This is a genomic window from Bacillus sp. LH1 (genome assembly GCF_057924895.1).
Map to the genome: position 1 here is coordinate 3,298,065 of NZ_CM175007.1, position 23,411 is coordinate 3,321,475.

Below are 23,411 nucleotides of genomic sequence, written 5' to 3' on the forward strand. Positions count from 1 at the left end.
TCGCTTTCTAATTGTCCCCAATATTAATAGTGGCAATTCAAAGCACTTCTACCACAGATTACTTATTTATCGAACTCAACAAACAAATGTATATCCGATTACTTTTAGTAATTAAATAATCTTATGTCTAGTATATTAACCATATAAATTATTATCGTCAATAAAAATGTCTTGCATTACATACTATTTATTTCGTAATGCTTTTCTAAGTGTATTCCTAATTACCATTCATTTTCAAAGATAATGATTGATATAACAAATGTCAGTTTCATCAAAATCTTCAATCATTTTTCTATTAAACTCACGAGCAGACGTTACATGATAACCAAAAGGCTTCTCTATAATAAGACGGTTCAATCCTTTTGTAGCCCACAATCCACTTTCCTTAATATTTAAAGCAATGACATCAAATACTTCTGGTATAACAGATAGGTAAAACATGCGGTTTTCAGGAATGTTTAGTTCTGTTTCACGCCTCTTTACAAGACGCAACAAATCTTGATAGTCCTCTATATTCGCTGTATTTAATTGACAATAACGAAATGTGCTAATAAATTCTTCTACTCCTAATTCATCATCAGTAGATCTTCTAGAAAATGTAGCAAGGGATTGTTCTACCTTTGTTTGAAATTCCACATCTGACATTACCCTTCTGCCGATACCGATAATCGAAATAGATTGTGGTATATTTTGATTACTAAATAGCTTATATAAAGCAGGATAAATTTTGCGTTTCGCTAAATCCCCTGTCGCTCCGGATAAAGTGAAACTTTAATCAGTGGGGGTTTTGTTCATCCCCACTGATTATTAGTTGAACCAATCGGGCTTTTACAGGCAGTTGCCCCCACCTAACTTCTATGATATCGCTGAATTTTGAGGTGGGGGTCTTACTGCCTGTTAATGCGGGGTAAAAGAAATGTCATTGAATCCATTTGTTCTCTCCCTTTTAAAACAATTGCTAGAATAGAATATATAAGTTCATTCGCTACTTAGCACAATACTGTCTCTAAAACCTCATACTTTACCAATGTTTCTTCAATACAATTTTCCCAAGAGCACGTTCTGACTCACTTATGTGGTGTGCTTTTTTTACACCTTCTACATGTAAAGGCAACACATGCGTGACAACAGGTTTAATCTTCCCGCTCTCAATTAATTCTGTAATAAGAGAAAGTTCATATCCGTTAGGTTCAGTAAATATATGGTCACTCTCAATATTTTTCTCTCTTGATATCTCGGTTTGCGGAATTTTCATACCTTTCGGACCATAAATAGACGCTAACTTTCCATTTGGTGCAAGTACTTTATAACTATTCTTTAGTACATCCCTACCTAACACATCAAATACAATATTGTAATTATGCAAAAGCAAAGAAAAGTCTTCCGTTTTGTAATCGACGACAGTATCAGCGCCTAGATCCTTTACAAATTGCATGTTTTTCGTACTAGTCGTAGTTGCAACATGTGCACCGAAACTTTTCGCTAGTTGAATAGCAAACGTACCTATCCCGCCAGATCCAGCATGAATTAAAACCTTATTACCCTTTTGAACATTAGCGAATTTCACTAAACTTTGCCAACTTGTCAAACCTACTAGAGGGATTGATGCCGCTTCCTCAAAAGATAGATTTCTCGGTTTTTTCGCTACATACTTCTCATCTACTGCCACGTACTCTGCATACGTACCATTTCGTTCAATATCTGGACGACTATATACTTCATCCCCCACTTTACATACTGTTACGTTTTTTCCTATAGCAGCAACTACACCTGCAACATCCCATCCTAAAACGAGCGGGAAGTCATAAGAAATTACGTCTTGAAGTAAACCCTCACGTATTTTCCAATCCACAGGATTTACACCAGCTGCATATACTTTAATCAGTACATCGTTGTCTTCCAATAGCGGTGTCTGCATTTCAATCTCTTGTAGTACACTTTTATCTCCATATTGCATAAGTCCTATTGCTTTCATTCTTTTCACTCCTTTACAAGGCTGGGAAATGCGGTAGCACTTCTTCTCCTAGCTCATCCAATACTTCGTCAGCTGGACGTTGACCATCAAATAGAGCAAGGAATAAATGATTCACACCAATACTTTTATATATATCAAGTAATTCAATTAGTGCCTTACGCCCTGTACGGTAACCTAAACGTATCGGTGTAGGACGTTCATTTGGATCTTCAGATAAATCTAAATGCATCGGTTGTATAAATGGTTTGAATACATCTGGATGATAATCCTCTACTAGTTCTCTCCATTGTCCAATTGCTCCCGCCTGATGCACCGGACTACGTGGATAATACATCCATCCATCTCCATGTTCAGCAAACCATTCCATATTTTGCTGACTAAAACCTGTAATAAAGGTTGGAACACGTTTAGACGGTTTTGGAACTAAATTCGCACCATGAACTTCTCCTAGTGTCGACTGGATAGACGGGAAGTTTTTATACAAAATTTCTTCCAAGTAAGCAAATGCTTCTCTAAACTTTTCACCTCGTGTTTCATGACTAACACCTAACGCTTTGAAATCGGCGCGTCTGTCACCGGATGAAACGCCAAGCATAATTCTTTCTGGAAATAGTTGATCTAATGTAGCAATTTCTTTTGCTACACGCAATGGATGACGAAGTGACAACACTGTTGCCGACGTTCCAAATGCGATTTTCTCTGTCTTGCTTGCTAAATACGTCAAATAAATCATCATATCGTAAATTTGACCTGTTGCAGGATCACCAAAATCAGGGTCTTGCAGCAATACATCGCGAAGCCATACACCTGTAAAACCGTATTGTTCCGCCTTTTGTACTAACTCTACTTGTTTTTCCATCGTTGGAGCATGAAACTGATAATTTTCAATCGGAATGTGAACTCCTAACGTAAGTTGATCTTTCGCAAACATACGATTATATCCAAAATGGTTCGCAAACTTTTCCATGTGTTTCACTCACTTTCCCTCATTCATATAAACCTATACTTTTCATATTTCTTCTCAAAATTTATAAGCAACACTGCAACACCACATTGTTGCCGATTGTAATCGTTATAACTTTCTTTGTGCTACGAGTGTTATTATAAATCGGCCATAACATGAATAACAGTACGTACTTTAAAGTGATGTAGGCACTTTAAAGTACCTATACTAAGTGAGTAATAATAAATCATGCTGCAAAAATAACATCTACCCTTTCTTCAAAAAGCTTTACTGTTGCTTTTGCAAATACGTTTCATTATTTCACGTACTTTCCCTTTCTTTATATAAAATTGTTACTAACCAAATTCAAAATATTATACTTATTTTTCGTACTTTGCTATGCTATAACCACAAACAGGAGGTATAAACTATGAAAGCACAAATTATCCATTCTTTTGGGGGTTCATCTGTATTTCAATTAGAAGAAGTTTCAAAACCAAAACTTTTACCAGGTCATGTTCTAATCGATGTAAAAGCAACAAGTGTAAATCCAATCGATACAAAAATGCGTAGTGGTGCCGTTTCAGCAGTCGCTCCTGAGTTTCCAGCTATATTACACGGCGATGTAGCTGGTATTGTTATTGAAGTAGGAGAAGGTGTTTCGAAATTTAAATGTGGGGATGAAGTATACGGATGTGCCGGAGGTTTTAAAGAAACTGGAGGTGCACTTGCAGAATTTATGCTTGCTGATGCACGATTAATTGCTCACAAACCTAAAAATTTAACAATGGAAGCAGCTGCTGCTCTACCATTAGTTGCAATTACAGCTTGGGAATCTTTATTTGATCGTGCAAATATTAAACCTGGTCAAAATATTCTCATTCATGGAGCTACTGGTGGCGTAGGACACGTAGCCATTCAACTAGCTAAATGGGCAGGCGCTAAAGTTTTTACAACCGCTTCTCAGCAAAGCAAAATAGACATCGCCCATCGTCTAGGAGCCGACATAGCTATTAATTATAAAGAAGAATCTGTTCAAGAATATGTACAAGAACATACGAACGGAAACGGATTTGAAGTTATATTTGATACAGTAGGCGGCAAGAATCTTGATCATTCTTTTGAAGCTGCTGCGGTCAACGGAACTGTCGTAACAATTGCAGCTCGTTCAACCCATGACCTCTCTCCTTTACACGCAAAAGGACTCTCTCTGCACGTTACTTTTATGGCGTTAAAAATATTACATACAGATAAACGTGACGCTTGCGGGGAAATTTTAACTAAACTAACGCAAATAGTAGAAGAAGGACACCTTCGACCATTGCTAGATTCTAAACTTTTTACGTTTGATGAAGTTGCACAAGCACATGAATATTTGGAGTCAAATAAAGCAATTGGGAAAATAGTGTTGAAAAACGTTTGGTAACTTTCACTAAATAATACAAATAACAGCGGGATTGCTTCGCCTTATCTTTGTCTTAAGAGGCGTGCCACAATCTTAAAAGCTTTCCATCCTTTACAACAAGTAAAAAAAGAACAGCCGAATTTTTCTTATAGTAGAAAATTCGGCTGTTTGCATGTCGCAATTTGCTTTTTATATATTTCCATTAATAGATAAAATACACCTCATTTGCCTTACCATCTTTACCTTCAACAGAATATTATGTTGTTTTTAATTTTTTAAAACACACTACGTACTAATCCCCCGTCTATTCGCAACGCGGAACCATTAATTGCTGAAGAAAGTGGGCTGCTTAAGAACGTGACAAGATTGGCAATTTCTTCTGGTCGAATAAGTCTTTGAATAATAGAGGTTGGTCGATTCTCTTTCATAAATCGCTTCTCAGCTTCTTCTATTGTCAATTGCTCATTAGGATAAAGACTATTTAACATAGTCTCCACTCCTTCCGTTAAAGTCGAACCAGGCATTATAGTATTAACAGTCACATTCGTTCCTGTCGTCAGCTCAGCTAAACTGCGAGAAAGTGAGAGTTGCATCGTTTTAGTCGCACTATAGTGAGCCATTTCTTGAGATGGCATAATAGCTGCTTCGCTAGCAATAAAGATGACTCTTCCTTCTTTTCTTTCAATCATTTTTTTCAAGTACGAGCGAGTAAGTCGAACACCACTCATAATATTGACTTCAAACAATTTAAACCAATCTTCATCAGGGATATCAAAATATTCTACAGGTTCAAAAATCCCTAAGTTGTTAATAAGAATGTCTACTTCAGGGTACTTTTCAATCACATTTTGGCACCCTTGTTCTGTTCCTAAATCAGCTACTACAGGTTGAAGAATAGCATCCGGATACTGCGCTCGAATTTCGTTTATCGTTTGATTAACATTTTCTTCACGGCGTCCATTAATAAGTACAGTAGCTCCTTCCGCTACTAATGAAGTGGCAATTGCTTTTCCAATCCCTGCCGTAGATCCAGTAACCAGTGCTGTTTTTCCTTTTAATTGCATATGCATATAGATCCCTCCAAATTCATGTGCTACATGATTGACTTACGTTGGAATAAATAATTACGTTTATATTGTGGTTCACTTCTCTTATCTTTAACAGAAAATAAGCAGATCCACCCTTTTTTCGAAAGAGTATAAACGAAAATTATGTAGCTATTGGACTCTGTACGGAATTAAAAATCGAAATTATTATCATTTAGATCTACTCGATAATTCTGATTCTAATCATTGTCATGTTAAAAAATCACATCAACAGCAGAGTAAAGCTAAAACCAACTAATAAATACCATTATGATATATATTAACGATAAAGAAAATTACGCACTTTAAAGTTCCATAGGAACAAAAAAGTGCCCTATAAACTATAATTTCTAACTCTTTATATTTGCTAAAGTAGTATCTTTTTTTATCATAGAAAAGGTTGTAAAATCACACATTCTTACATACAGTTATAAGATTATTTTTATCCTAATTAACTAAAAACCATATAACACATTTATAAAATAAAATTCTAAAAAAACCTTGCAGAAAAATTCTACAAGGTTTTTGCCTATACACACAAATTAATCACTATATTAAAATAAAAGGGTTTATAATTCATCGCAATATTATTAAATATAAGCTGCTTTAAAGGCTTGTTGGACAGCTTGTACTTCTAATGAGTCTTTACCATATAAGTTCGTTGCTACACGAATACAAGCTTCTTTTAATTCTTTAAAGTTAGAAGTCATATTTAATTCATCCGTATTTGCATAATAGAAAATATCAAACATTTTATCTTCTCCAATGCCATGTACGTTTACTCCATTATGGTTTCCACCACTAGCAATCAAGTAAGCTACTTTATTAATAATGCTAGAGTTCGTGTGTACACCACCATGATCGTGGTCAGCATCAATAGGTAAGTTATTATAATGTCTATAGTCCTCCGGATATCTAGAAGAGATAGATGATGGGTTTTTCATATCTCTAAAAATACGACCTGATTGTTCTCCCATTGTCCAATTGAACTTTCCGTTATTAGCATACTTTTCAACTGCTACTCCTAAAATATCAGATAGAGCCTCATTAATTGCACCAGCTTCTCCTGCATACTCAAGTCCAGACTCATTTCTTGTAACCGCGTGTGTAAATTCATGTCCTGCCACATCAAATGCTCTAACAATTGGATCTCCGTATACTAGCATAGCTCCATTACTAAATGCATTAAACCACTGCTTAGGATTTCCTTTATTCGTACCATTTGTGTTCCAACCATGAACGACAGAAATTACTTTTTGTCCGTTATTATCAAAGCTGTTACGGCCATATTTTTCTTGATAAAAATCATATACTTTCGTTGCTAAATAATGAGCACTAACTGCTTTAGGATCAGTAAAATTTGTAGAATTACTTGTTACTAAATCATCGAGATAACCCCATACATTTCTTCTATAATTATTATAATCTTTATAATTAGCAGTATATGTTTCAATTCCCTTACCACGAGAATAATCTGCAAGCATGTACGTTCCATCACTTCGCTGCGTAATTCCAAACGTACGATTAATACCTAAGTCATCTTTTCCTGTACCTGTTAATCTTGAAGAATCTTGTGATTTATTTGCTGTCGCAGATTGGACAATACTACTATCTACTTGTATACCCAATTTTTGAACGAGTTCTTTTAATAGATTACCACCAAAAGCATCAATTAATACTGTACCAGATACATATTCAGGTGTAGATGCACTAAAAGTAATTTGATATGCGTTTGTAGCTTTATTTGTATTTTCATCTACATATACCACTTGTTTAATTTCTGGTTCTTCAATAAATGTGAGATTATTTCCATAGATGTTGAAAAGCTGTTTTTTTGCATCCTCTTCTGATAAAGTAATAGGTTGTTTCAAATCTTCCTGTTGTTGTAGATCTTGGGCACTATCCCCTGAAACGCTCGTAAGTACACCATCATCATTAATATGTGCTGTTAGTTGATATCCGTATACATCACGTCCTTCATACGTTTGTTGAAGACGTACCAATGTAGTACCATCATAAGATTTACGACTTTGCGTAACATTATAATTAACTTTGGATTCCGTATTAACTTGCTTTGATGATAATGCTTGTTCTGTTTTTCCTTTTAGTGCATCCTTTGCTACATTTTCTGCCGAATTTTGAGAAGGTGCTGTTAAATTACCTGTTCGGAACGTATCTTCCTTTGTTTCCACTTTTAAATCTTCTGTTTCCGCATGCACTCCTCCATAGGGCATAATCGCCGATAACACCACTCCTGTAGTTAAACCTACCTTTACGAAATTATTCATATTCTTACTCCTTTATAATCTTATTATTAAGTTAAATAAATGTTTTTTCAAAATTGGAAACATAGATATTTCAAACTATCTATGTTTATCTACTGTTTATGAATTGTGATTCCTCATAATATAGATAGATTGCGTCTTTACTTTTAGATTCATTTCATTCCTCAAAAATTACTCATTATATAAGCTATCTTTATATTTATTTATATACGTTATTTTTTGTGGTTCTGATAACATATTTATCGCCATCCACACATTCTTTTTCATTTCTAATTTTTGCATTGGTATCTCTTTTAAAACCGGATTACTTATAATTTCTTCCATTTCTTCATCAATTCTTTTCATAAGATTTTCTTCTGGATTATTTTTTAAATAAGTATTTTTCAGTCCCCATTTTGTCATTATAAATTCATTCGTTTTATTCATAGGATTAATAATAGTAGCTTTACTAGTTAATCGTTTTTTTATTTCATCATGATAGATTTTAATTTTATATCCTTCTTTTAGTGGAATAGTATCTTTTACAATCGTTACATTTGTCCCTTCCATTTCCTTCGTATAAATTTTTTCACCTTTCTCATTAAACACCTCTATTGATGCGTATTTTTCATCTGCATAATAGCTATGAGGCGTTTTAGTAGTAACCGTAAAAACAGCCCGCTTTTGCTCTAAGTCTGTATTTAATTCGGCAAACTGATCATCTCCTAATCCTAGGAATTGAATCGTTTCATTTACCAAATTGCTCACTTTCATTTCGTTAACATCAATCGTTAGACTATTATCCTTTTCCTTTACATAGGCATAATACGAACGGAAATGATACATTCTATCCATTTTCTCACCTGAAATTTCAACCGTATAAACCCCATTTGGTACGTCTTGTAAATTGATATCTGCTGTTTCAATTGTTTTTTCTTGAACAACTGTATTCCCTTCTTTTAATTTAATCTTTCTTCCTTTCAATGTATCTATTTCATTTGTATTTAAATGGATATGCAAATTCCCTTTTAACCCAAGTGAAGCAATTTGCTGATTCGTAACTATTTCAAAGTTAGAGTTTATCGGAATATCAGGATCAACTAGAGCTCTCGCCTTAGCTAATTGTGATTCAGGCACTATATACGCTAAAGAAGTCATTGCCGGATAACCTTTCGCCCTATTCATCTCTATTTGTTTATGATTAAGCTTAAAGCCCCATCTTTCAAAAACGGGTGTAAAATCAACTTGTACATTCTCGCTATAATACTGATTCATTAAATCCGGTAAAGAATAATCCCCCTTTTTGAAAGCAGCATTGCTAGCTAGTTTTCGATAACCTTGATACATTTTTGCAAAAGCTTCATCGCCAGCTTTTTGTTTCGCCATCGTTAAAAGAATAAGTTTTTGTCGTAAATCTAAGTCATCATAATTTTTATTTTCTTTCATTAAAGCATTATATAAATTCCGTTCTACTTGTTCCTTTTTCCCGAAATTAAACAACCAACCAACTTGATCTGCTTTTTTTCCATATTTACTATATTGATATTGAACACCGAATAGATTATTAGAAACTTCTCCTGTAAATATTCCTTGATTATCAAAACCAGCTTGGTATCCGTGAGCGATTTCATGTAAAGCTCCCCAACTCAGTTTATCTAACCACATCTTTGTACTATCTGAACTATTCGCTGTCCAATTTGCACCATAATAGGCACCGCCAGCACCGGATATATCTGCTTTTAAAAAATAACGATTTTGACTTTTTTTATTTTCAACCGCTGAACCATCTAAACCAATAATTGAATCATACATCGCAAAAATATTTTCATAATACGCAATTAACTCATCCAATGATTGAAAATCTTTTAAAGACCTTACTATTTCTTTATCTTTTTTAGGTATAAATAATTGAAAACTCTCCCCTTGAAGTAACGCATACTCTCCATCAAATTGATCCCATGTACTAAAAAATTGAGATACACTTCCTTGTTGTTTATAAATGGGAAGAGGTTTAGTAGCACTTTCATTCCCTACTTGGTACTCAAGTACAGCGTGCTCTTCACCATACGGAGTATCTATGAAAGGAACTAAAGGCGTATCACCTTGAATGGTAATCCATTCATTTCCTACTTGTATGGATTTTTCATTTTTAGAGTCATTAGACAATAAACGTAATGTTAATTTGTCTTTAAAATTAGGATTCGTTTGTCTTACCTTTAATGGTGTATTTCTCTGCAAAATAAATCCTAAATCTTGTCGATCGTGATATTTACCCTTACTTATGCCCGCCTGAAATATCCAAGTAGGCTCTTCTAAACTAGTAATTTCTTTTACATTTGTTCGTTCATCAGCATGTAAGTGTATATTTCCTATGAGGAAAAACATTGTATACATGATGCCTATAACAAGTAGCCTTTTCATTTACATATCTCCTTTTCTATTTTTTATATACAAAATACAATAAAACCCTCCTTCTTTACTTATAACTGTCGTCAGTAAGTTACTTATTAGTGTAATTATTATAGTTACATTAGCTCATGATTATCAATCATTAAATATATGTAATTTTGCATATATTAATGTTTAACGAAAAATTTCGAGATATCTTGTAATGATCCAATATTATTTCATACATTATTCAATAAAAAAAACACACGAAGCCCCTTAAGTCTTCATGTGTTTTCATACATGTTATTACATTTATAATTGAATAAATTATCTTATTCTGTAATATTAAATTTTGAAACCAATCCCCTTAATTCTTCCACCTTTTCTTTCATTTTGTTGGATTGGATTGATATTTGTTCAATTGATACGGCCTGTGATTGAATTGAATTTACTGTTTGAAGCGTCTCCTTTTTCACATCCGTTGCAGTTTCAGAAACTAGCGAAAGAGAAGCATTTACTTCTTCTGTACCAGCAGACATCTCTTCTGTCGCTGCGGATACTTCTTGAATTTGACTTGTAATCTTATCAATATCTCTCATAATAGACAAGAAGGTTTGATTCGCTTTGTGGGCAGCTTCTTTTCCTTCTACTGCCTTCTGTTGGCCTTTTCGCATGACATTAACTGTATCTTGAGTATCTTGTTGAATGGATTTTATTAAATGATTCACTTCCTTTGCAGATTCTTTAGATTGCTCAGCCAAGTCTCGAACTTCTGCGGCAACCACTGCAAATCCTTTCCCATTCTCTCCAGCACGTGCCGCTTCAATAGCGGCATTTAAGGCAAGAAGATTCGTTTGTTCGGCAATATTAGTAATTGCAGCGAGAGCTGTATCAATCTGTTGTGTACGTGTAACAAGTTTATTTATTACTTTTGATGTTTCCTCGACAACATCATGTACACTATTCATTTGAAGAATAGAGTGATTTATCACTTCACTACCGATATTTATTCGTTCTGTAGTCGTTACTGCTACCTCAGCGACTACTGCTGAAGATTCAGCTACAGTTTGCACCCCTGTTGTAATTTCTTCCATTGAGGATGAGCTCTCCTGAATACTAGTTACCTGTCCTTCTATTTTTGTTTTTACTTCTAAAACAGTCTGTACAACCTCATTTGAAATACTAGACGCTCGATTTGTATCTTGTAATACGCCCTCCGTAGTAGAAATAACCTCTTGTGTTGTCATCTTAACATTCGCAATTAATTGTTGAAGGTTATCTAACATACTATTAAAAGACTGAACAATATGCCCTAATTCATTATTTGCTTTATAAGGAGTACGTGTTGTTAAATCTCCAGCTGCTACTTTTTCCATATCATTTTGTAGTAACACAAGTGGTTTTCGGATAGTTAATTTAATAATATATCCAATTAATATAATTATTAAAATTGCTAAAAGCGAAATACTAACAAACATTATCATTGTATTTTGAGCACTATTATTATTTTCCTTCTGTAAAAGCTCTGCATTATTACTATTATATAAAATTAATTCACGAATTGATTTTATTGATTTTTGCATATTAGGTTCAATCTCTTTTAGGTAATATGCATATGCTTCCTCATTATTAGATTTCCCTAATTCTTGCGCTTTCTTCATTTGAGTTCTTAATTTATTAAATGTTTCATAAAACGTGTTATATAATTCTTTTTCTTTAGTAGAAATAACTTTAGCCTCAAACTGCTTTAAAAGATAATCATTTTCCTGACGAATTCCGTCCATTTCTCTTATTAATTCATTCATTCTTTTTTCATCTTTTGATACCATAATTTCCATAAAGTTCATATTAACATGATAAAAATTAGATTCTACAATACCAATCCACTCAATTGGTAGTAAATTATCCTCATACATATTAGAGGAAGTACTTTTCCCTCTTTCTAATCCCCAAAACCCTATTAGGGATAATACTATACATGCAATACTTGATATAGTTATTAATATGTTTAGTTTTGTACCAACCTTACTGTTTCTTAATAATTCCAATTCACTTTCTCCATTCTAATATATAGTTTAAGTAATGTATTTTATACCAAGAATCCAAAAATTACGATGTTTATTTTGTAATATGCAATTTTGCATATCATCCACTACTGATTCAAAATAACCTAACATTGTAATTTTGGTTTTCCAAAAATTCATGATTATGAACACACCCTATTAATTCTTGAACTTCTCATCCAAAATATCCAAAAATATTGTGGCACCAGGGGAACCCATCATTGATGTATAAATTACACTACCATACAAGACTAGCTTAAAAATATTTTTCTTATTGCTCATTTTTCTATTTCCTCTCTATTAGAAGTACTCCTAGCACATCACACTAATAAAAACGATAGTATTAAAAAATAAGGAAAGACATAACACCTATGTCTTTCCTCTAAAATTGTAACACTCAATATACTCTTAGCTCTATTTGATTTGCCAGTTAAATCCTCACATTTCTTTCTTTATAATATCTCCTAACTCCGTCCAACTTGTAATCCGCGGGATATTGAGATGTTGATTGTAAGAAGTAGTTTTTGCATACACATTTATCGGTTTTCCTATTAACGTTTCTAAGACTGCCGGCTTATCATCAAAGAAATAGTTTAATTTTATTTCTTGTATGAAGTGTATTTTTTCTTCATCCTTCATTCCATAGAAAAAGCGATCTTCATGTACCGGAAAACCTTTTTCTATTAACCATTTTTTTGTTTGCTCTCCATGTTCTTTAGGCCGTGCTGTTATATAGTATATTTCATGTCCCTGTTTTTCTAATTCTTGTAATGTCTCTACTGCATATGGAAACGGTGAACAAGAAGTATAATAAATCTCATCCAGCAAACTATTCCACATATGACTGCCTTCCTCCGAAGTCATGCCAAATGCTTCATGAATTTCAATTGTTTTTAAAGAATGAAATACATCCAATCCTACTTTTTTGTTTAATTTCTTATTATATAAATGAAAAGCATGCTGCCTTAAATCAATTAATGTATCATCGATATCAAATCCAAACTTCACTCTTCATCGCTCCTTTCTGCAATCCATTTATCGGAACATATAAGTAGCTTTTATTCTCCTTATATTTTCCGATATTCTGGATAGCCAATAAATCTATAATCTTTTCCAACCTGGGTAAATGATACATCCTTAAATTCAATTGCATCTTGCATTTTAGTAATACCAGTCCCCTCTACAAAGCTAGGCGCCAATCTGCCCCCAATAATTTTTGGTGCGACATATAATATAAGTTTATCCATCAATTTATTTTCAATAAACGAAGCATTTACCTCTCCACCACCTTCAATAAGCAGGGAGGAAACTCCTTTTTGCCCTAAAACATCAAGCATTTCATGTAAGTTTATATGCTTTTCTCTGCTAGTAACAAATACTTTAACTCCTGCATTTTCTAATGCTATCTTTTTTTTCGCTGCATGATTACTTGTTGTAAATATCCAGGTAGGAGCTTCTCCATCTGTAACAACATTAGCTTCCATCGGTATGCGTAATGTCGAGTCCAATATTATTCGAATTGGATTTCGTCCATTTGGAATACGCGTTGTCAATGATGGATTATCCTTTTGAACAGTATTCGCTCCTACTAAAATAGCCGCATTTTCGTTTCGTATTTGGTGTACTTCTTGTCTTGCTTCTGTAGATGTAATCCACTTACTATCCGATGAAGACGTAGCGATTTTACCGTCTAATGTAACTCCTGATTTAATCGTTACAAATGGACGCTTTGTCAAAATATATTTATTAAAGACTTCATTCATTTTTTTAGATTCTTCTTCACACACTCCTACAAGTACTTCAATACCTGCATCTTGTAGAATTTTAATTCCACGTCCAGAAACAAGCGGGTTTGGATCAAGTGTAGCAACTACTACCTTCTTAATTCCTGCTTGTACAATTGCTTCAGCACAAGGCCCTGTTCTACCATGATGAGAACAAGGTTCAAGAGTTACATAGATTGTAGCACCACGTACCTGTTCTCCAGCCATACGTATCGCATGTATTTCGGCATGTGGTTCTCCGGCCTTCATATGTGCTCCGACCCCTACAATTCGATTATCATTTACAATTACAGATCCAACCAATGGATTTGGAGTCGTTTGTCCCTTCATAGCCTTGGCATTTTCTAGTGCTAGCTTCATATACAATTCATGCTCAAGCATGTAAGTGTCCCCCTTCAAAATGTCCAGAACGCTGAATCTTCGTTTGCAAATATTTCTCATTAAACTCTGAGATATCACCCCATAACGGTTCACGACTCGTAACATTTAATCCAGCTTTTTGTAACGCTTCTAATTTTTTTGGATTATTTGTAATAAGTTTTACAGGTTTTGAGCGTAGCGCTTTTAATACTTCAATTGTATCATCATAGTTTCGAACATCATCTTCAAAGCCTAGGTTCAGATTAGCCTCTACTGTATCTAACCCATTTTCTTGCAAGAGGTACGTCATTGCTTTACTAAACAAACCAATTCCTCTTCCTTCATGATTCGCTAAGTAAAATAAAGCACCTGAACCATGTTCTGTAATCATTTGTAAAGACTGCTTTAATTGGAATCCACAGTCACAACGTTTACTACCAAAGATATCACCGGTGTGACAAATACTATGCATACGAATTAGGGCATCTTCAGAATTCTCAAAATCACCATATACAAGCACACTAGATTGCTGCATATCAGCTAAATTAATAGATGAGAGTTTTTTGATAATTCCTTCTACACTATTTGTAACCTCACTACATTGTAACCAAGAATACCATTGGAAAATTTTAGTCTCCCCATATAAATTAATTGGCAATTTGATAGGTCCTACTAAATAAATATCCTTTCCATCTTGATGTATAAATTGAATTTTATCTTCTAACATATGAATTGTATCTGTTGTAACCATTAGGTACCTCCTAGTATTGAGAATCTCTAAAAATTCTCTTCCATTGTTATATTTTTTATTGTTTAACTTACACAACGTAAGTGTTTTTACAGATGCTATTCTTTTTTCTCTCAGCTTATATGCAATATGTATCATTACAACTTTGGCCATTTAAAGAAAAGAGTTTTAGTTACATAAAACAACTTAGTTACTTTATGTAAGTGAGTATACATTCGTAATTAATTTACGTCAAGTAATTAATTATAAAAACATTTGTTACTAATAGTAAGATGTTATATAATTTGTTTTAGGAGGTGAAGGAAAATGAATGATTCTACATTATGCCCTCGCTTTGAAAAAGGAATGAAATTTTTTAGCCAACGATGGACAGCACTAATTATTTACCAACTTTTTTCTGGATCTCAGCGCTTTTGTACGCTTGAATCTTCTCTTCCTGTTAGCGGAAGATTACTTTCAGAAAGATTGAAAGAATTAGAACTAGAAGGAATTGTCGAACGTAAAGTCTTTCCTGAGACACCAGTTCGTATAGAATATTCTTTAACTCAAAAAGGATTTGCTTTAGAAGCTATTATTCGCGGAATAGAAGAATGGTCACAGGAATGGATAGAACTTGAGGAATAACATAAAAGCTTTTTCGTATATAGTTTTAAGTAATCAAATTACAGATACCTATTATTAAAACGCTAGTTTTTCAAGCATTTATGAAAAGCTAGCGTTTTTTAATGAATAAAATAAAATTTAAGAAATGAAACAAGATGATCAAACCGATCACCTTGTTCCTTTAAAGATTAAAATAGTGATTTTAACAACTTTTATTAATACATACTCAATTAACAGAAATAATAAATAGAATTTTTGTAACTAAACAGTTTTATTTTCGCAATACAGTTAGCTTATCCCGCTATTTGCGGACAGTAAGACCACCACTAATTAAATTTCCATTTTATTACATTTGAATATTACTTATGAAATTTCACACGCTCTTCAAGTGGTTGGAATTCTTTTTCACCTGGTGCAGCTGTTGGATTACCAAATGGCATTTGTGCAATTAGTTTCCAATTAGCAGGAACATTCCATTCTTGTTTTACCTCATCATCAATTAATGGATTATAATGTTGTAAAGATGCCCCTAATCCCTCTGCTTCTAAACCTGTCCACACGACTAATTGGTGCATACCTGATGCTTGGTGTGACCAAATTGGGAAGTTTTCAGCATATGCAGCAAATTTTTCTTGAAGCGATTTAACGATAGCCTCATCTTCAAAGAATAGTACTGTTCCATAACCAGCTTTAAAAGAATCCATTTTTTGTTGCGTTCCTGAGAAATCTCCATCTCCAACTACTTTTCTTAATGTTTCAGTTGTAATATCCCATAATTTATCATGAGCTTCACCAAATAATACAACTAATCGCGCAGTTTGAGAATTGAAAGCTGATGGAGTATATTTCACAGCAAACTCCACAATTTCTTTAATTTTTTCATCCGATACTTGTACCTCTTTGTTAATTCCATAATAAGTACGTCTTTCTTTCAGTGCAGTATAGAAATCTTTTGTCATAATTCATTTCCTCCTAAGTTTTAATATTCTTCAAAATGATACATTGCGAAGATAATATGAGTTGAAATGAGTTCATTTTTGAACCATTGAACACCATAACACCAATTGCTAGTCATTCTGAATCTAAACCACTGCTTCTTGCTTCAGTTTCCCTAAAAAAACACTTATAGCATCATTGATACAATCTAGTGATCATTCGGTATTATTTTACCCATTCTCTATTCATGTATCCTGCTTGTTTCATATTTACACAAATATGAAAATAACCTTAAATTGCTGGTCAAAAAAGCCAGGTAGCATGAATAACACATTACCTGGCTTTTTACATTTTTAATTTAAATTCAACTAAACATTACCAATGAATAGTAGTAAAAACTATACCTGTCACTTATTTAATAATTAACATCTCATATGGATGTTGTTCCATAAATCTATTCTCCCAAGGAATCTCTAATGATGTCCAATTTGAACCACCGTCTACTGACTGATACACTCCTTTATTGCTAAACAGATAAAACGTTCCATCACTTGTTGCCTTTAATACTGGTATGATTGTCCCTTTAGGAGTTGGTAAACCTGCATTCATTTCCGCCCAAGGCTGATCTTTTTCTTTCTTATAAATATATGATTCACAATTCCCATTATTGTAATCATGCGCTACGTGTGGATTTGAAGATGTCGCGATAATAATATTTTCTGGATCATTTGGGTTAACTGCCATTTGATATGCGTAATGATGTTTTAGCCCACTACACATATAGTTCCAAGTCTTACCTCCATCATTACTCTCCGCATACTCTTGACCTGGTTCTTTCAAGAATGAATCACCTAACACCCCGTATAAACGATTTGGGGCATTGCGATGTGATGTAAGAATGTGAATATCTTGAGGATAGTTCCCCTCTTTTTCCTCAGTCCATGTCTTACCTCCATCTACACTTTTAATTAATCCCCCAACCTCAATAGTCGTATAAATAGTTTCTGGATTATTAGCATCAATTTCAATATGTTTTACATGGTGTGTATATGTTCTTTGAGGAAAGAACCATGATGAATATGATGGCATTTGTCGATAATCAGTTAGCAGCTCAAAACTGTCTCCTCCATTTTTGGATACGAACATTGCGCTCGGTTCAGTTCCTACATATACAATCCCGTTACCGTCATCCCCCTTCGCTGGAGATACAGAAACTGCTGTAATAGCTCTCATATGAATAGCATTAGCTGGGAACACTTCACCAAATGAAGGCAACGTACCAATCGCTTCCCATGAACTTCCTCCATCTTTACTTCTCCATAATCCCCTATCAAAAGTACCACAATACATTCTTTCTTGCTCGTATGGATCTAAAGCTAAAGCAACTGGATTCGCACCTACAAACTGCGATTGGACGCTCCATGTTGAGTCTTTTTTTTCTGCGATTACAAGTTCTCTATCAAACGCTAATATGAATTTTTCCATAACTAAAATCTCCTCGTTTCATAATATATCTACTGTATTATTTAAATTTTTACCGTTACAAGTTATGAGATAACACTTATATGCTACAGCATATAAAGGATAAATTTTATAAGCAATATGTGATTAAAAACTTACATTATATAATTTGTTAACTTCACATCCGTATGATGAACAAGATGTCCTGTTAACTCATATAAGTCCATATGCCACCTTCAAATAAATCGCAATTTATATGCTATAGCATATATAATATAGAATTCATTATTTTATGTCAAACTTTAATACTGTTAATCAGTTCTTTAGCTCGCCTAAAGTAATTTAAAAGTCATAATATAAACAGAAACATTTTATTGAATAGAAAATAAAAAAAGAGTGCAATTTTTGCACTCTTTTTACTCATTTCTATTAGAAATCAAAGTTATCAGGATCTGGACCAACGCGATGATTTTGATTTAACGCATCGATTTTTTCCATATCTTCTTTCGTTAATTCAAAGTTAAATACATCAGCGTTTGCAATAATACGGTGTTCTTTCGTTGATTTCGGAATTGTGATTACTCCATTTTGAAGATCCCAACGTAAAATAACTTGAGCTGTTGTTTTACCGTGTTTCTCAGCAATCTCTTGTAATGTTTCGTTATCTAATAATTGACCTTGCATAAGTGGTGACCATGCTTCCATTTGAATACCTTGTTCTTTACAGAAAGCTTGTAATTCTTTTTGTGTTAAACGAGGATGGTATTCTACTTGATTGATCATCGGCTTAATTTCTGCATCTTTTATTACATCTTGCAGATGGTGAATTTGGAAATTACTTACGCCAATTGCACGTACACGCTTTTCTTTATAAAGTGTTTCTAACGCTCTCCATGTATCTTTATATTTCCCTTCTACAGGCCAGTGAACAAGATATAAATCTAAATAATCTAGCTTTAATTTTTTTAAGCTCTCTTCGTATGCAGCAATCGTTTCTTCATATCCTTGATCTGCGTTCCATACTTTTGAAGTAATAAATAATTCTTCTCTTGAAATACCAGTTGTTTCAATACCGGCACGAATCCCCTCACCTACAGCTGCTTCATTTCCGTAAATTGCAGCTGTATCAATGCTGCGGTATCCTGCTTTAATTGCTGATTTAATCGCTTCTACAAGTTCTGGTCCTTCTTCTACTTTAAATACACCTAAACCAAACCAAGGCATTTCCACACCATTACTTAATACTGTTTTACTTTGTAAGTTTTTCATTTTATTTTCTCTCCTTTTATTTTACTTGATCTCTTTTTTCTAATGTCATGCTCCATGCTGTTAAAATAACAGCACCTACTACCATAATGCCGCCTACCCAAGCTGTATGAATTAACCCTAACGAGTTCGTTACAATACCGCCTAAATAAGCACCAAGAGCAATCCCAGCATTAAACGCCGCAATATTAATTGCCGATGCAACATCGACAGCACTCGGTACGAATCGTTCAGCTAACATTACGACATATACTTGTAACCCTGGAACATTCATAAATGCGAATAGCCCCATTAAAATAATAGTGATTAACCCAGCTACCTTAAATGGTGCCGTAAATGTTAAAACAAATAATATAATCGCTTGAATAAAGAACATGTAGAATAGCGCTCGAATTGGATTATGATTCGATAATTTTCCGCCAATCACATTCCCTATCGCAATGGCGATTCCATACACTAATAAAATGATAGTAACTGTATTTGCTTTAAATCCTGTTACCTCTTGTAATAACGGAGATAAATACGTAAATGTTACGAATGTTCCCCCATATCCTAATGCAGTAATAATGAAAACTAGTAACAGTCTTCCGTTCGTAATCAGTTTAAATTGATCGCGGAATGATACAGACGCACCTTTTTTCATATTAGATGGAATGAGAATACTATTTGCAATTAAGGCGATAATTCCAATTACTACAATTGCTAAAAATGATGTTCTCCAGCCAAATTGTTGACCAATAAATGTTCCAATTGGTGCACCTGTAATAGTTGCAACTGTTACACCAGTAAACATAATCGCAATCGCGCTAGCCCGTTTATTTTCTGGGACAAGTGCCGCAGCAATTGTTGAACCAATTGACATAAACACACCATGCGAAAGTGCAGAAATAATTCGCGCAATAAGTAATACAGTGAAGCTTGTTGCTACCGCTGCGATTCCGTTACCAATAATGAAAATAATCATAATCCACATTAATAACGTTTTTCGTGACATATTAGCTGTTAATGACGTTAATACTGGAGCCCCAAACGCTACGCCTAACGCATATAAAGAAACTGTTAAACCAGCCGTTGTAACCGACACATGTAAATCTTCCGAAATAGATGGTAATAAACCGACACTAACAAATTCAGTTGTCCCAATCCCGAACGCACTAATTGCTAACGCTAACAACGCAAATATACTTCTTCGATTCGTCTGAACTTCTGAAGACGATGCTGTATATGAATTCAATTGAGTTTCCCCTCTTCCCTATAATTCCTATCATAATAGTGCGATAAAAAGGCCCTTTTATCTTCTAAAAAACATATTTAATCTCTACAAACGCTATTATGAATGGTTTCATTCTTTTTTTAAAGAACGCACTTTAAAGTACTATAGGTACTTTTTAGTACCGTAAAGCTTTTCTCTCTCTTACATGTACTATTATGAAATATATTCAATACAATGAATAGTACGTACTTTAAAGTGCTGTAGGTACTAAAAAGTAACATAGTTAGTTACCAGTACCGTAAAGCTTGTTTCTCTCTTACATGTGCTATTATGAATGATAATCACCCTAATAAAAAGTACGTACTTTAAAGTACTATAGGTACTAAAAAGTAACATTTATATAACCTAGCTTATTTTGCTCAAAAATTGAAATCTACATTCCATGAAAAAGACTTTCAAATGAAGAAATACACTTTCCCGTAGAGGCAACTTTAGAGGACATTACTTAAACATATAAAGGATCATGTTCATTACCACAGACAAATAATAAAAAGGCAAAAACGAACAGAAATGTGTTCATTTTTGCCTTTTTTATTTAACGATTAAAATGTACGACTTCTGGAAAGGAAATCTGCATTAGCTCCTGTTACACCACTTTGTCCCCAGTTCCCTGGAATCATTTCGCGAATAAGAATTAGTACTTTATCCAAAGGTGCATGAGTATATTTAAATGTTACTTGTGTAAGTTCGTTTACCCACTTATCCTTTGTCTCTTGATCAAATGTATTCCATATATCAATCTTAATAATAGCCATTCCATCAACGTTACGACCTGGTGTATCGTAAGACTCTTTTGTCTCCCAATCGGACACCCTACTTTTCTCAGCAAAGGTAGCATCACTTGCTACAGCCCCAGCTTTCCCCCAGTTTTCTTTCTCAAGTTCCTTTATCAACACTTGAATTTTGTCAGGGACAATTTTTAATAGTTTTATTGTAAGTTCCGTTACACTATAAATAAATTCCTTCTTTTCTTCTGTTGACATGGTTGGCCAAGTATTTAGCTCGATTAATGGCATAGTATTGCCCCCTAAAATTAATTATCTATTGACTAGTTACAACTATTGGTTCAAATGATTTTTAACTGCTCTTACTACCAATTCGTGATCTTCTTCTGGTGGTAATCCTGAAACTGTTATCATTCCAATAACCCCTACGTTTTTTATCCTGATAGGAAAGCATCCACCAAACGCAGCATATTCCGAAGTATCTAAAAGATATTTTTCATTATATGAAATTCCAGTTATTTCACTTTGTATCTGCATATAATACGAGCTACGATCATGCAGGGAAACGACTCGTTTTTTACGCTCAATCCATTTCGTATTTTCCGCATTTGTCCCTGTCATCTTGAAATGAAATAATTGCACACCATTTTTCGTTATATCAACAGCAATCAATTTCCCCTCTCGCTTTGCTGTTTCAACGATAAATAAACCTAGTTGCAAGGCATCTTCATTTGTAAAAGAGGAAAATTGAAGCGTTTCCTCCTCTTTTAAAATTTGTTTACTTATTTCATTCAAATTTGAAGTACTCATATCTTTAACCTCCATAATTGTTTTATGCCACACCGACATTTTTTCGAAATTATTAGGCCATATAGTACAACCTTTCAATCAATCTGATTCCAAATAAACTGCTGTAACATCGTTAGTAACTAGTAGTACCGTAAAGCTTGTTTTCTTCTTACTGGTGCTATTATGAATGATATTCAAAGTTATAAAAAGTACGCACTTTAAAGTGCTATAGGTACTTTAAAGTACTATTCTACTTATCCCTATCTTACAGAGACTATTATGAAATATATTTAACATCTTAAAAATGTATGTACTAAAGAATAATATTTTTAATCACTAACTTTTTTGATCAATCGTTATAATCCAATTTCATCAAAATTTTTATCAATTATTACACTATCCAACAATAGGAGGAAACAAAGATGGATGAAAATATATCCAAAAGCTGAAAAGCAGTTGAGTCCCTTGAGGGAATAGTTATAATTCACTACTTATAGAAATAGACATACAAAAACGCCATCCTTTCCTATAATTTTAAAGAAAGAATAGCGTATTCTTTTCAAAAATGAGTTCTTTTATTGAGAAACTTTGATTCTATATCATACATAAAAGGGCAACCAGTGCTAAAACAGCTGGAAGTCCTTGTTTCACAATAATTGATTTATTAGATGTGAAACCTCCGAAAATAGCTGCTACCACCACACAAATCACGAAAAATAATTGGACCATATAACCAATTGGATTGAGTCCAAGTACAAGTCCCCAAATGAGACCAGCCGCTAAAAATCCATTATATAAACCTTGGTTTGCAAACATAATGGCTACGTTTCGATCTCCTTCTAAATGCTTCGGTAATTTGAAAGCACGTTTCGCTACTTTTGAATTAATAAAAAACATTTCAAGGATCATGATAAACAAATGTTCTAATGCTACGATCCCGACTAAAATAGCTGCGATTATTTCCACACTATTCTGCCCCCTACACTCTCTATTCTTTAATATTCTCTACATTTTTTTGCATCTGTAATAGAACATGAATAAGTATTTTGCGTTCTTCTCCACTGATATTTACGAACATTTCCTTCATAAAATGTTCCTTTTCTTTCTTGTCAAAATATTAATTGATATATCAATTATTGATACATCAATTAATATATATCTCTCTTTTTATTTTTGCAAGTTTTTTTGCTCAATTGGTTTTATTTTGTTCTAGCAACTTTAAACCAATTCAAAACATCAGTTCGCATTTCTAGAAATCATAATTACTTTAAGTTCATTCTGACAATCATATTTAACTAAATATATAAAAGAATTGAGTTATATCTCCATCAATTTATAAAAAT

General features: G+C 33.7%; 18 protein-coding genes and 1 pseudogene. 2 read left to right on the forward strand and 17 right to left on the reverse strand.

What is annotated here, in order from left to right; translation table 11 throughout:
* Positions 1 to 234: 234 nt before the first annotated feature.
* From ACX9TM_RS17070 to ACX9TM_RS17080, 3 genes and pseudogenes are all read right to left on the reverse strand, one after another.
* Positions 235 to 771: pseudogene (locus ACX9TM_RS17070) on the reverse strand (glucose-6-phosphate dehydrogenase); the annotation flags it as partial.
* Between the two features lie 250 nt (positions 772 to 1,021).
* Entirely contained in the window at positions 1,022 to 1,975 is a 954-nt protein-coding gene (locus ACX9TM_RS17075; protein WP_065382244.1) for an NADP-dependent oxidoreductase, read from the reverse strand.
* Positions 1,976 to 1,988: 13 nt separating this feature from the next.
* Positions 1,989 to 2,942, reverse strand: a complete 954-nt coding sequence (locus tag ACX9TM_RS17080; RefSeq protein WP_002195683.1) for an LLM class oxidoreductase — start codon at positions 2,940 to 2,942, stop codon at positions 1,989 to 1,991.
* A 406-nt stretch (positions 2,943 to 3,348) separates the two neighbouring features.
* Between ACX9TM_RS17080 and ACX9TM_RS17085 the strand changes: the two genes are divergently transcribed.
* The gene (locus ACX9TM_RS17085; protein WP_065382585.1) at positions 3,349 to 4,344 is read left to right on the forward strand and encodes a zinc-dependent alcohol dehydrogenase family protein; all 996 of its coding nucleotides are present in this window, start codon (positions 3,349 to 3,351) and stop codon (positions 4,342 to 4,344) included.
* Positions 4,345 to 4,598: 254 nt separating this feature from the next.
* Here the strand turns inward: ACX9TM_RS17085 and ACX9TM_RS17090 are convergent, their stop codons facing one another.
* The 7 genes from ACX9TM_RS17090 to ACX9TM_RS17120 all read right to left on the reverse strand — a co-directional run bounded on the left by ACX9TM_RS17090 (position 4,599) and on the right by ACX9TM_RS17120 (position 15,018).
* Positions 4,599 to 5,393: an SDR family NAD(P)-dependent oxidoreductase gene (locus ACX9TM_RS17090; RefSeq protein ID WP_000551092.1), complete on the reverse strand. Its 795-nt coding sequence runs from the start codon at positions 5,391 to 5,393 to the stop codon at positions 4,599 to 4,601.
* A gap of 605 nt (positions 5,394 to 5,998) precedes the next feature.
* Positions 5,999 to 7,696, reverse strand: coding sequence for a M4 family metallopeptidase (locus ACX9TM_RS17095; RefSeq protein ID WP_001058949.1), 1,698 nt, complete (start codon positions 7,694 to 7,696; stop codon positions 5,999 to 6,001).
* A gap of 168 nt (positions 7,697 to 7,864) precedes the next feature.
* A complete protein-coding gene (locus tag ACX9TM_RS17100) occupies positions 7,865 to 10,093 on the reverse strand; it encodes a putative mucin/carbohydrate-binding domain-containing protein (RefSeq protein WP_065382462.1) in 2,229 nt (742 codons plus the stop codon).
* A 299-nt stretch (positions 10,094 to 10,392) separates the two neighbouring features.
* On the reverse strand, positions 10,393 to 12,108 hold the full coding sequence (locus ACX9TM_RS17105; RefSeq protein WP_065212048.1) for a methyl-accepting chemotaxis protein: 1,716 nt from the start codon (positions 12,106 to 12,108) through the stop codon (positions 10,393 to 10,395).
* A 453-nt stretch (positions 12,109 to 12,561) separates the two neighbouring features.
* A complete protein-coding gene (locus ACX9TM_RS17110; RefSeq protein ID WP_000668224.1) occupies positions 12,562 to 13,131 on the reverse strand; it encodes a 5' nucleotidase, NT5C type in 570 nt (189 codons plus the stop codon).
* Positions 13,132 to 13,190: 59 nt separating this feature from the next.
* Positions 13,191 to 14,288 (reverse strand): bifunctional diaminohydroxyphosphoribosylaminopyrimidine deaminase/5-amino-6-(5-phosphoribosylamino)uracil reductase RibD, encoded by a 1,098-nt coding sequence (ribD, locus tag ACX9TM_RS17115; RefSeq protein WP_033695542.1) that lies wholly within the window; start codon positions 14,286 to 14,288, stop codon positions 13,191 to 13,193.
* Complete coding sequence (locus ACX9TM_RS17120; protein WP_000258858.1) at positions 14,281 to 15,018, reverse strand: GTP cyclohydrolase II; 738 nt, start codon at positions 15,016 to 15,018, stop codon at positions 14,281 to 14,283. Before ACX9TM_RS17120 ends, ribD begins: the two co-directional genes overlap by 8 nt.
* 303 nt (positions 15,019 to 15,321) lie before the next feature.
* On the opposite strand from ACX9TM_RS17120, the gene ACX9TM_RS17125 reads away from it, so the two are divergent.
* Positions 15,322 to 15,639: a winged helix-turn-helix transcriptional regulator gene (locus ACX9TM_RS17125; RefSeq protein WP_001000104.1), complete on the forward strand. Its 318-nt coding sequence runs from the start codon at positions 15,322 to 15,324 to the stop codon at positions 15,637 to 15,639.
* Between the two features lie 338 nt (positions 15,640 to 15,977).
* Here ACX9TM_RS17125 and ACX9TM_RS17130 read toward each other — a convergent pair whose 3' ends face one another.
* The 7 genes from ACX9TM_RS17130 to ACX9TM_RS17160 form a co-directional block, all read right to left on the reverse strand.
* Positions 15,978 to 16,577, reverse strand: coding sequence for a nitroreductase family protein (locus ACX9TM_RS17130; protein ID WP_000158938.1), 600 nt, complete (start codon positions 16,575 to 16,577; stop codon positions 15,978 to 15,980).
* A 388-nt stretch (positions 16,578 to 16,965) separates the two neighbouring features.
* Positions 16,966 to 18,039, reverse strand: a complete 1,074-nt coding sequence (locus ACX9TM_RS17135; protein ID WP_063220397.1) for a WD40/YVTN/BNR-like repeat-containing protein — start codon at positions 18,037 to 18,039, stop codon at positions 16,966 to 16,968.
* A gap of 405 nt (positions 18,040 to 18,444) precedes the next feature.
* Complete coding sequence (locus ACX9TM_RS17140) at positions 18,445 to 19,284, reverse strand: aldo/keto reductase (protein ID WP_000793567.1); 840 nt, start codon at positions 19,282 to 19,284, stop codon at positions 18,445 to 18,447.
* Positions 19,285 to 19,300: 16 nt separating this feature from the next.
* Positions 19,301 to 20,515 carry an MFS transporter gene (locus tag ACX9TM_RS17145; protein ID WP_001089891.1) on the reverse strand — a complete coding sequence of 405 codons (1,215 nt, stop codon included), beginning with the start codon at positions 20,513 to 20,515 and terminating at the stop codon, positions 19,301 to 19,303.
* A 581-nt stretch (positions 20,516 to 21,096) separates the two neighbouring features.
* Positions 21,097 to 21,570 carry a tautomerase family protein gene (locus ACX9TM_RS17150; RefSeq protein ID WP_063220859.1) on the reverse strand — a complete coding sequence of 158 codons (474 nt, stop codon included), beginning with the start codon at positions 21,568 to 21,570 and terminating at the stop codon, positions 21,097 to 21,099.
* A gap of 42 nt (positions 21,571 to 21,612) precedes the next feature.
* Positions 21,613 to 22,128, reverse strand: a complete 516-nt coding sequence (locus ACX9TM_RS17155) for a heme-degrading domain-containing protein (RefSeq protein ID WP_105559683.1) — start codon at positions 22,126 to 22,128, stop codon at positions 21,613 to 21,615.
* A 534-nt stretch (positions 22,129 to 22,662) separates the two neighbouring features.
* Positions 22,663 to 23,034 (reverse strand): DUF1304 domain-containing protein, encoded by a 372-nt coding sequence (locus tag ACX9TM_RS17160; RefSeq protein ID WP_000402483.1) that lies wholly within the window; start codon positions 23,032 to 23,034, stop codon positions 22,663 to 22,665.
* Positions 23,035 to 23,411 lie beyond the last annotated feature (377 nt).

What these genes read in the sequence shown, in the direction of transcription:
- ACX9TM_RS17075 (WP_065382244.1), bottom strand. Translation starts at nt 1,975, where the DNA reads ATGAAAGCAATAGGACTTATGCAATATGGAGATAAAAGTGTACTACAA.
- ACX9TM_RS17080 (WP_002195683.1), bottom strand. Translation starts at nt 2,942, where the DNA reads ATGGAAAAGTTTGCGAACCATTTTGGATATAATCGTATGTTTGCGAAA.
- ACX9TM_RS17085 (WP_065382585.1), top strand. Translation starts at nt 3,349, where the DNA reads ATGAAAGCACAAATTATCCATTCTTTTGGGGGTTCATCTGTATTTCAA.
- ACX9TM_RS17090 (WP_000551092.1), bottom strand. Translation starts at nt 5,393, where the DNA reads ATGCATATGCAATTAAAAGGAAAAACAGCACTGGTTACTGGATCTACG.
- ACX9TM_RS17095 (WP_001058949.1), bottom strand. Translation starts at nt 7,696, where the DNA reads ATGAATAATTTCGTAAAGGTAGGTTTAACTACAGGAGTGGTGTTATCG.
- ACX9TM_RS17100 (WP_065382462.1), bottom strand. Translation starts at nt 10,093, where the DNA reads ATGAAAAGGCTACTTGTTATAGGCATCATGTATACAATGTTTTTCCTC.
- ribD (WP_033695542.1), bottom strand. Translation starts at nt 14,288, where the DNA reads ATGCTTGAGCATGAATTGTATATGAAGCTAGCACTAGAAAATGCCAAG.
- ACX9TM_RS17120 (WP_000258858.1), bottom strand. Translation starts at nt 15,018, where the DNA reads ATGGTTACAACAGATACAATTCATATGTTAGAAGATAAAATTCAATTT.
- ACX9TM_RS17125 (WP_001000104.1), top strand. Translation starts at nt 15,322, where the DNA reads ATGAATGATTCTACATTATGCCCTCGCTTTGAAAAAGGAATGAAATTT.
- ACX9TM_RS17130 (WP_000158938.1), bottom strand. Translation starts at nt 16,577, where the DNA reads ATGACAAAAGATTTCTATACTGCACTGAAAGAAAGACGTACTTATTAT.
- ACX9TM_RS17135 (WP_063220397.1), bottom strand. Translation starts at nt 18,039, where the DNA reads ATGGAAAAATTCATATTAGCGTTTGATAGAGAACTTGTAATCGCAGAA.
- ACX9TM_RS17140 (WP_000793567.1), bottom strand. Translation starts at nt 19,284, where the DNA reads ATGAAAAACTTACAAAGTAAAACAGTATTAAGTAATGGTGTGGAAATG.
- ACX9TM_RS17150 (WP_063220859.1), bottom strand. Translation starts at nt 21,570, where the DNA reads ATGCCATTAATCGAGCTAAATACTTGGCCAACCATGTCAACAGAAGAA.
- ACX9TM_RS17155 (WP_105559683.1), bottom strand. Translation starts at nt 22,128, where the DNA reads ATGTCGGTGTGGCATAAAACAATTATGGAGGTTAAAGATATGAGTACT.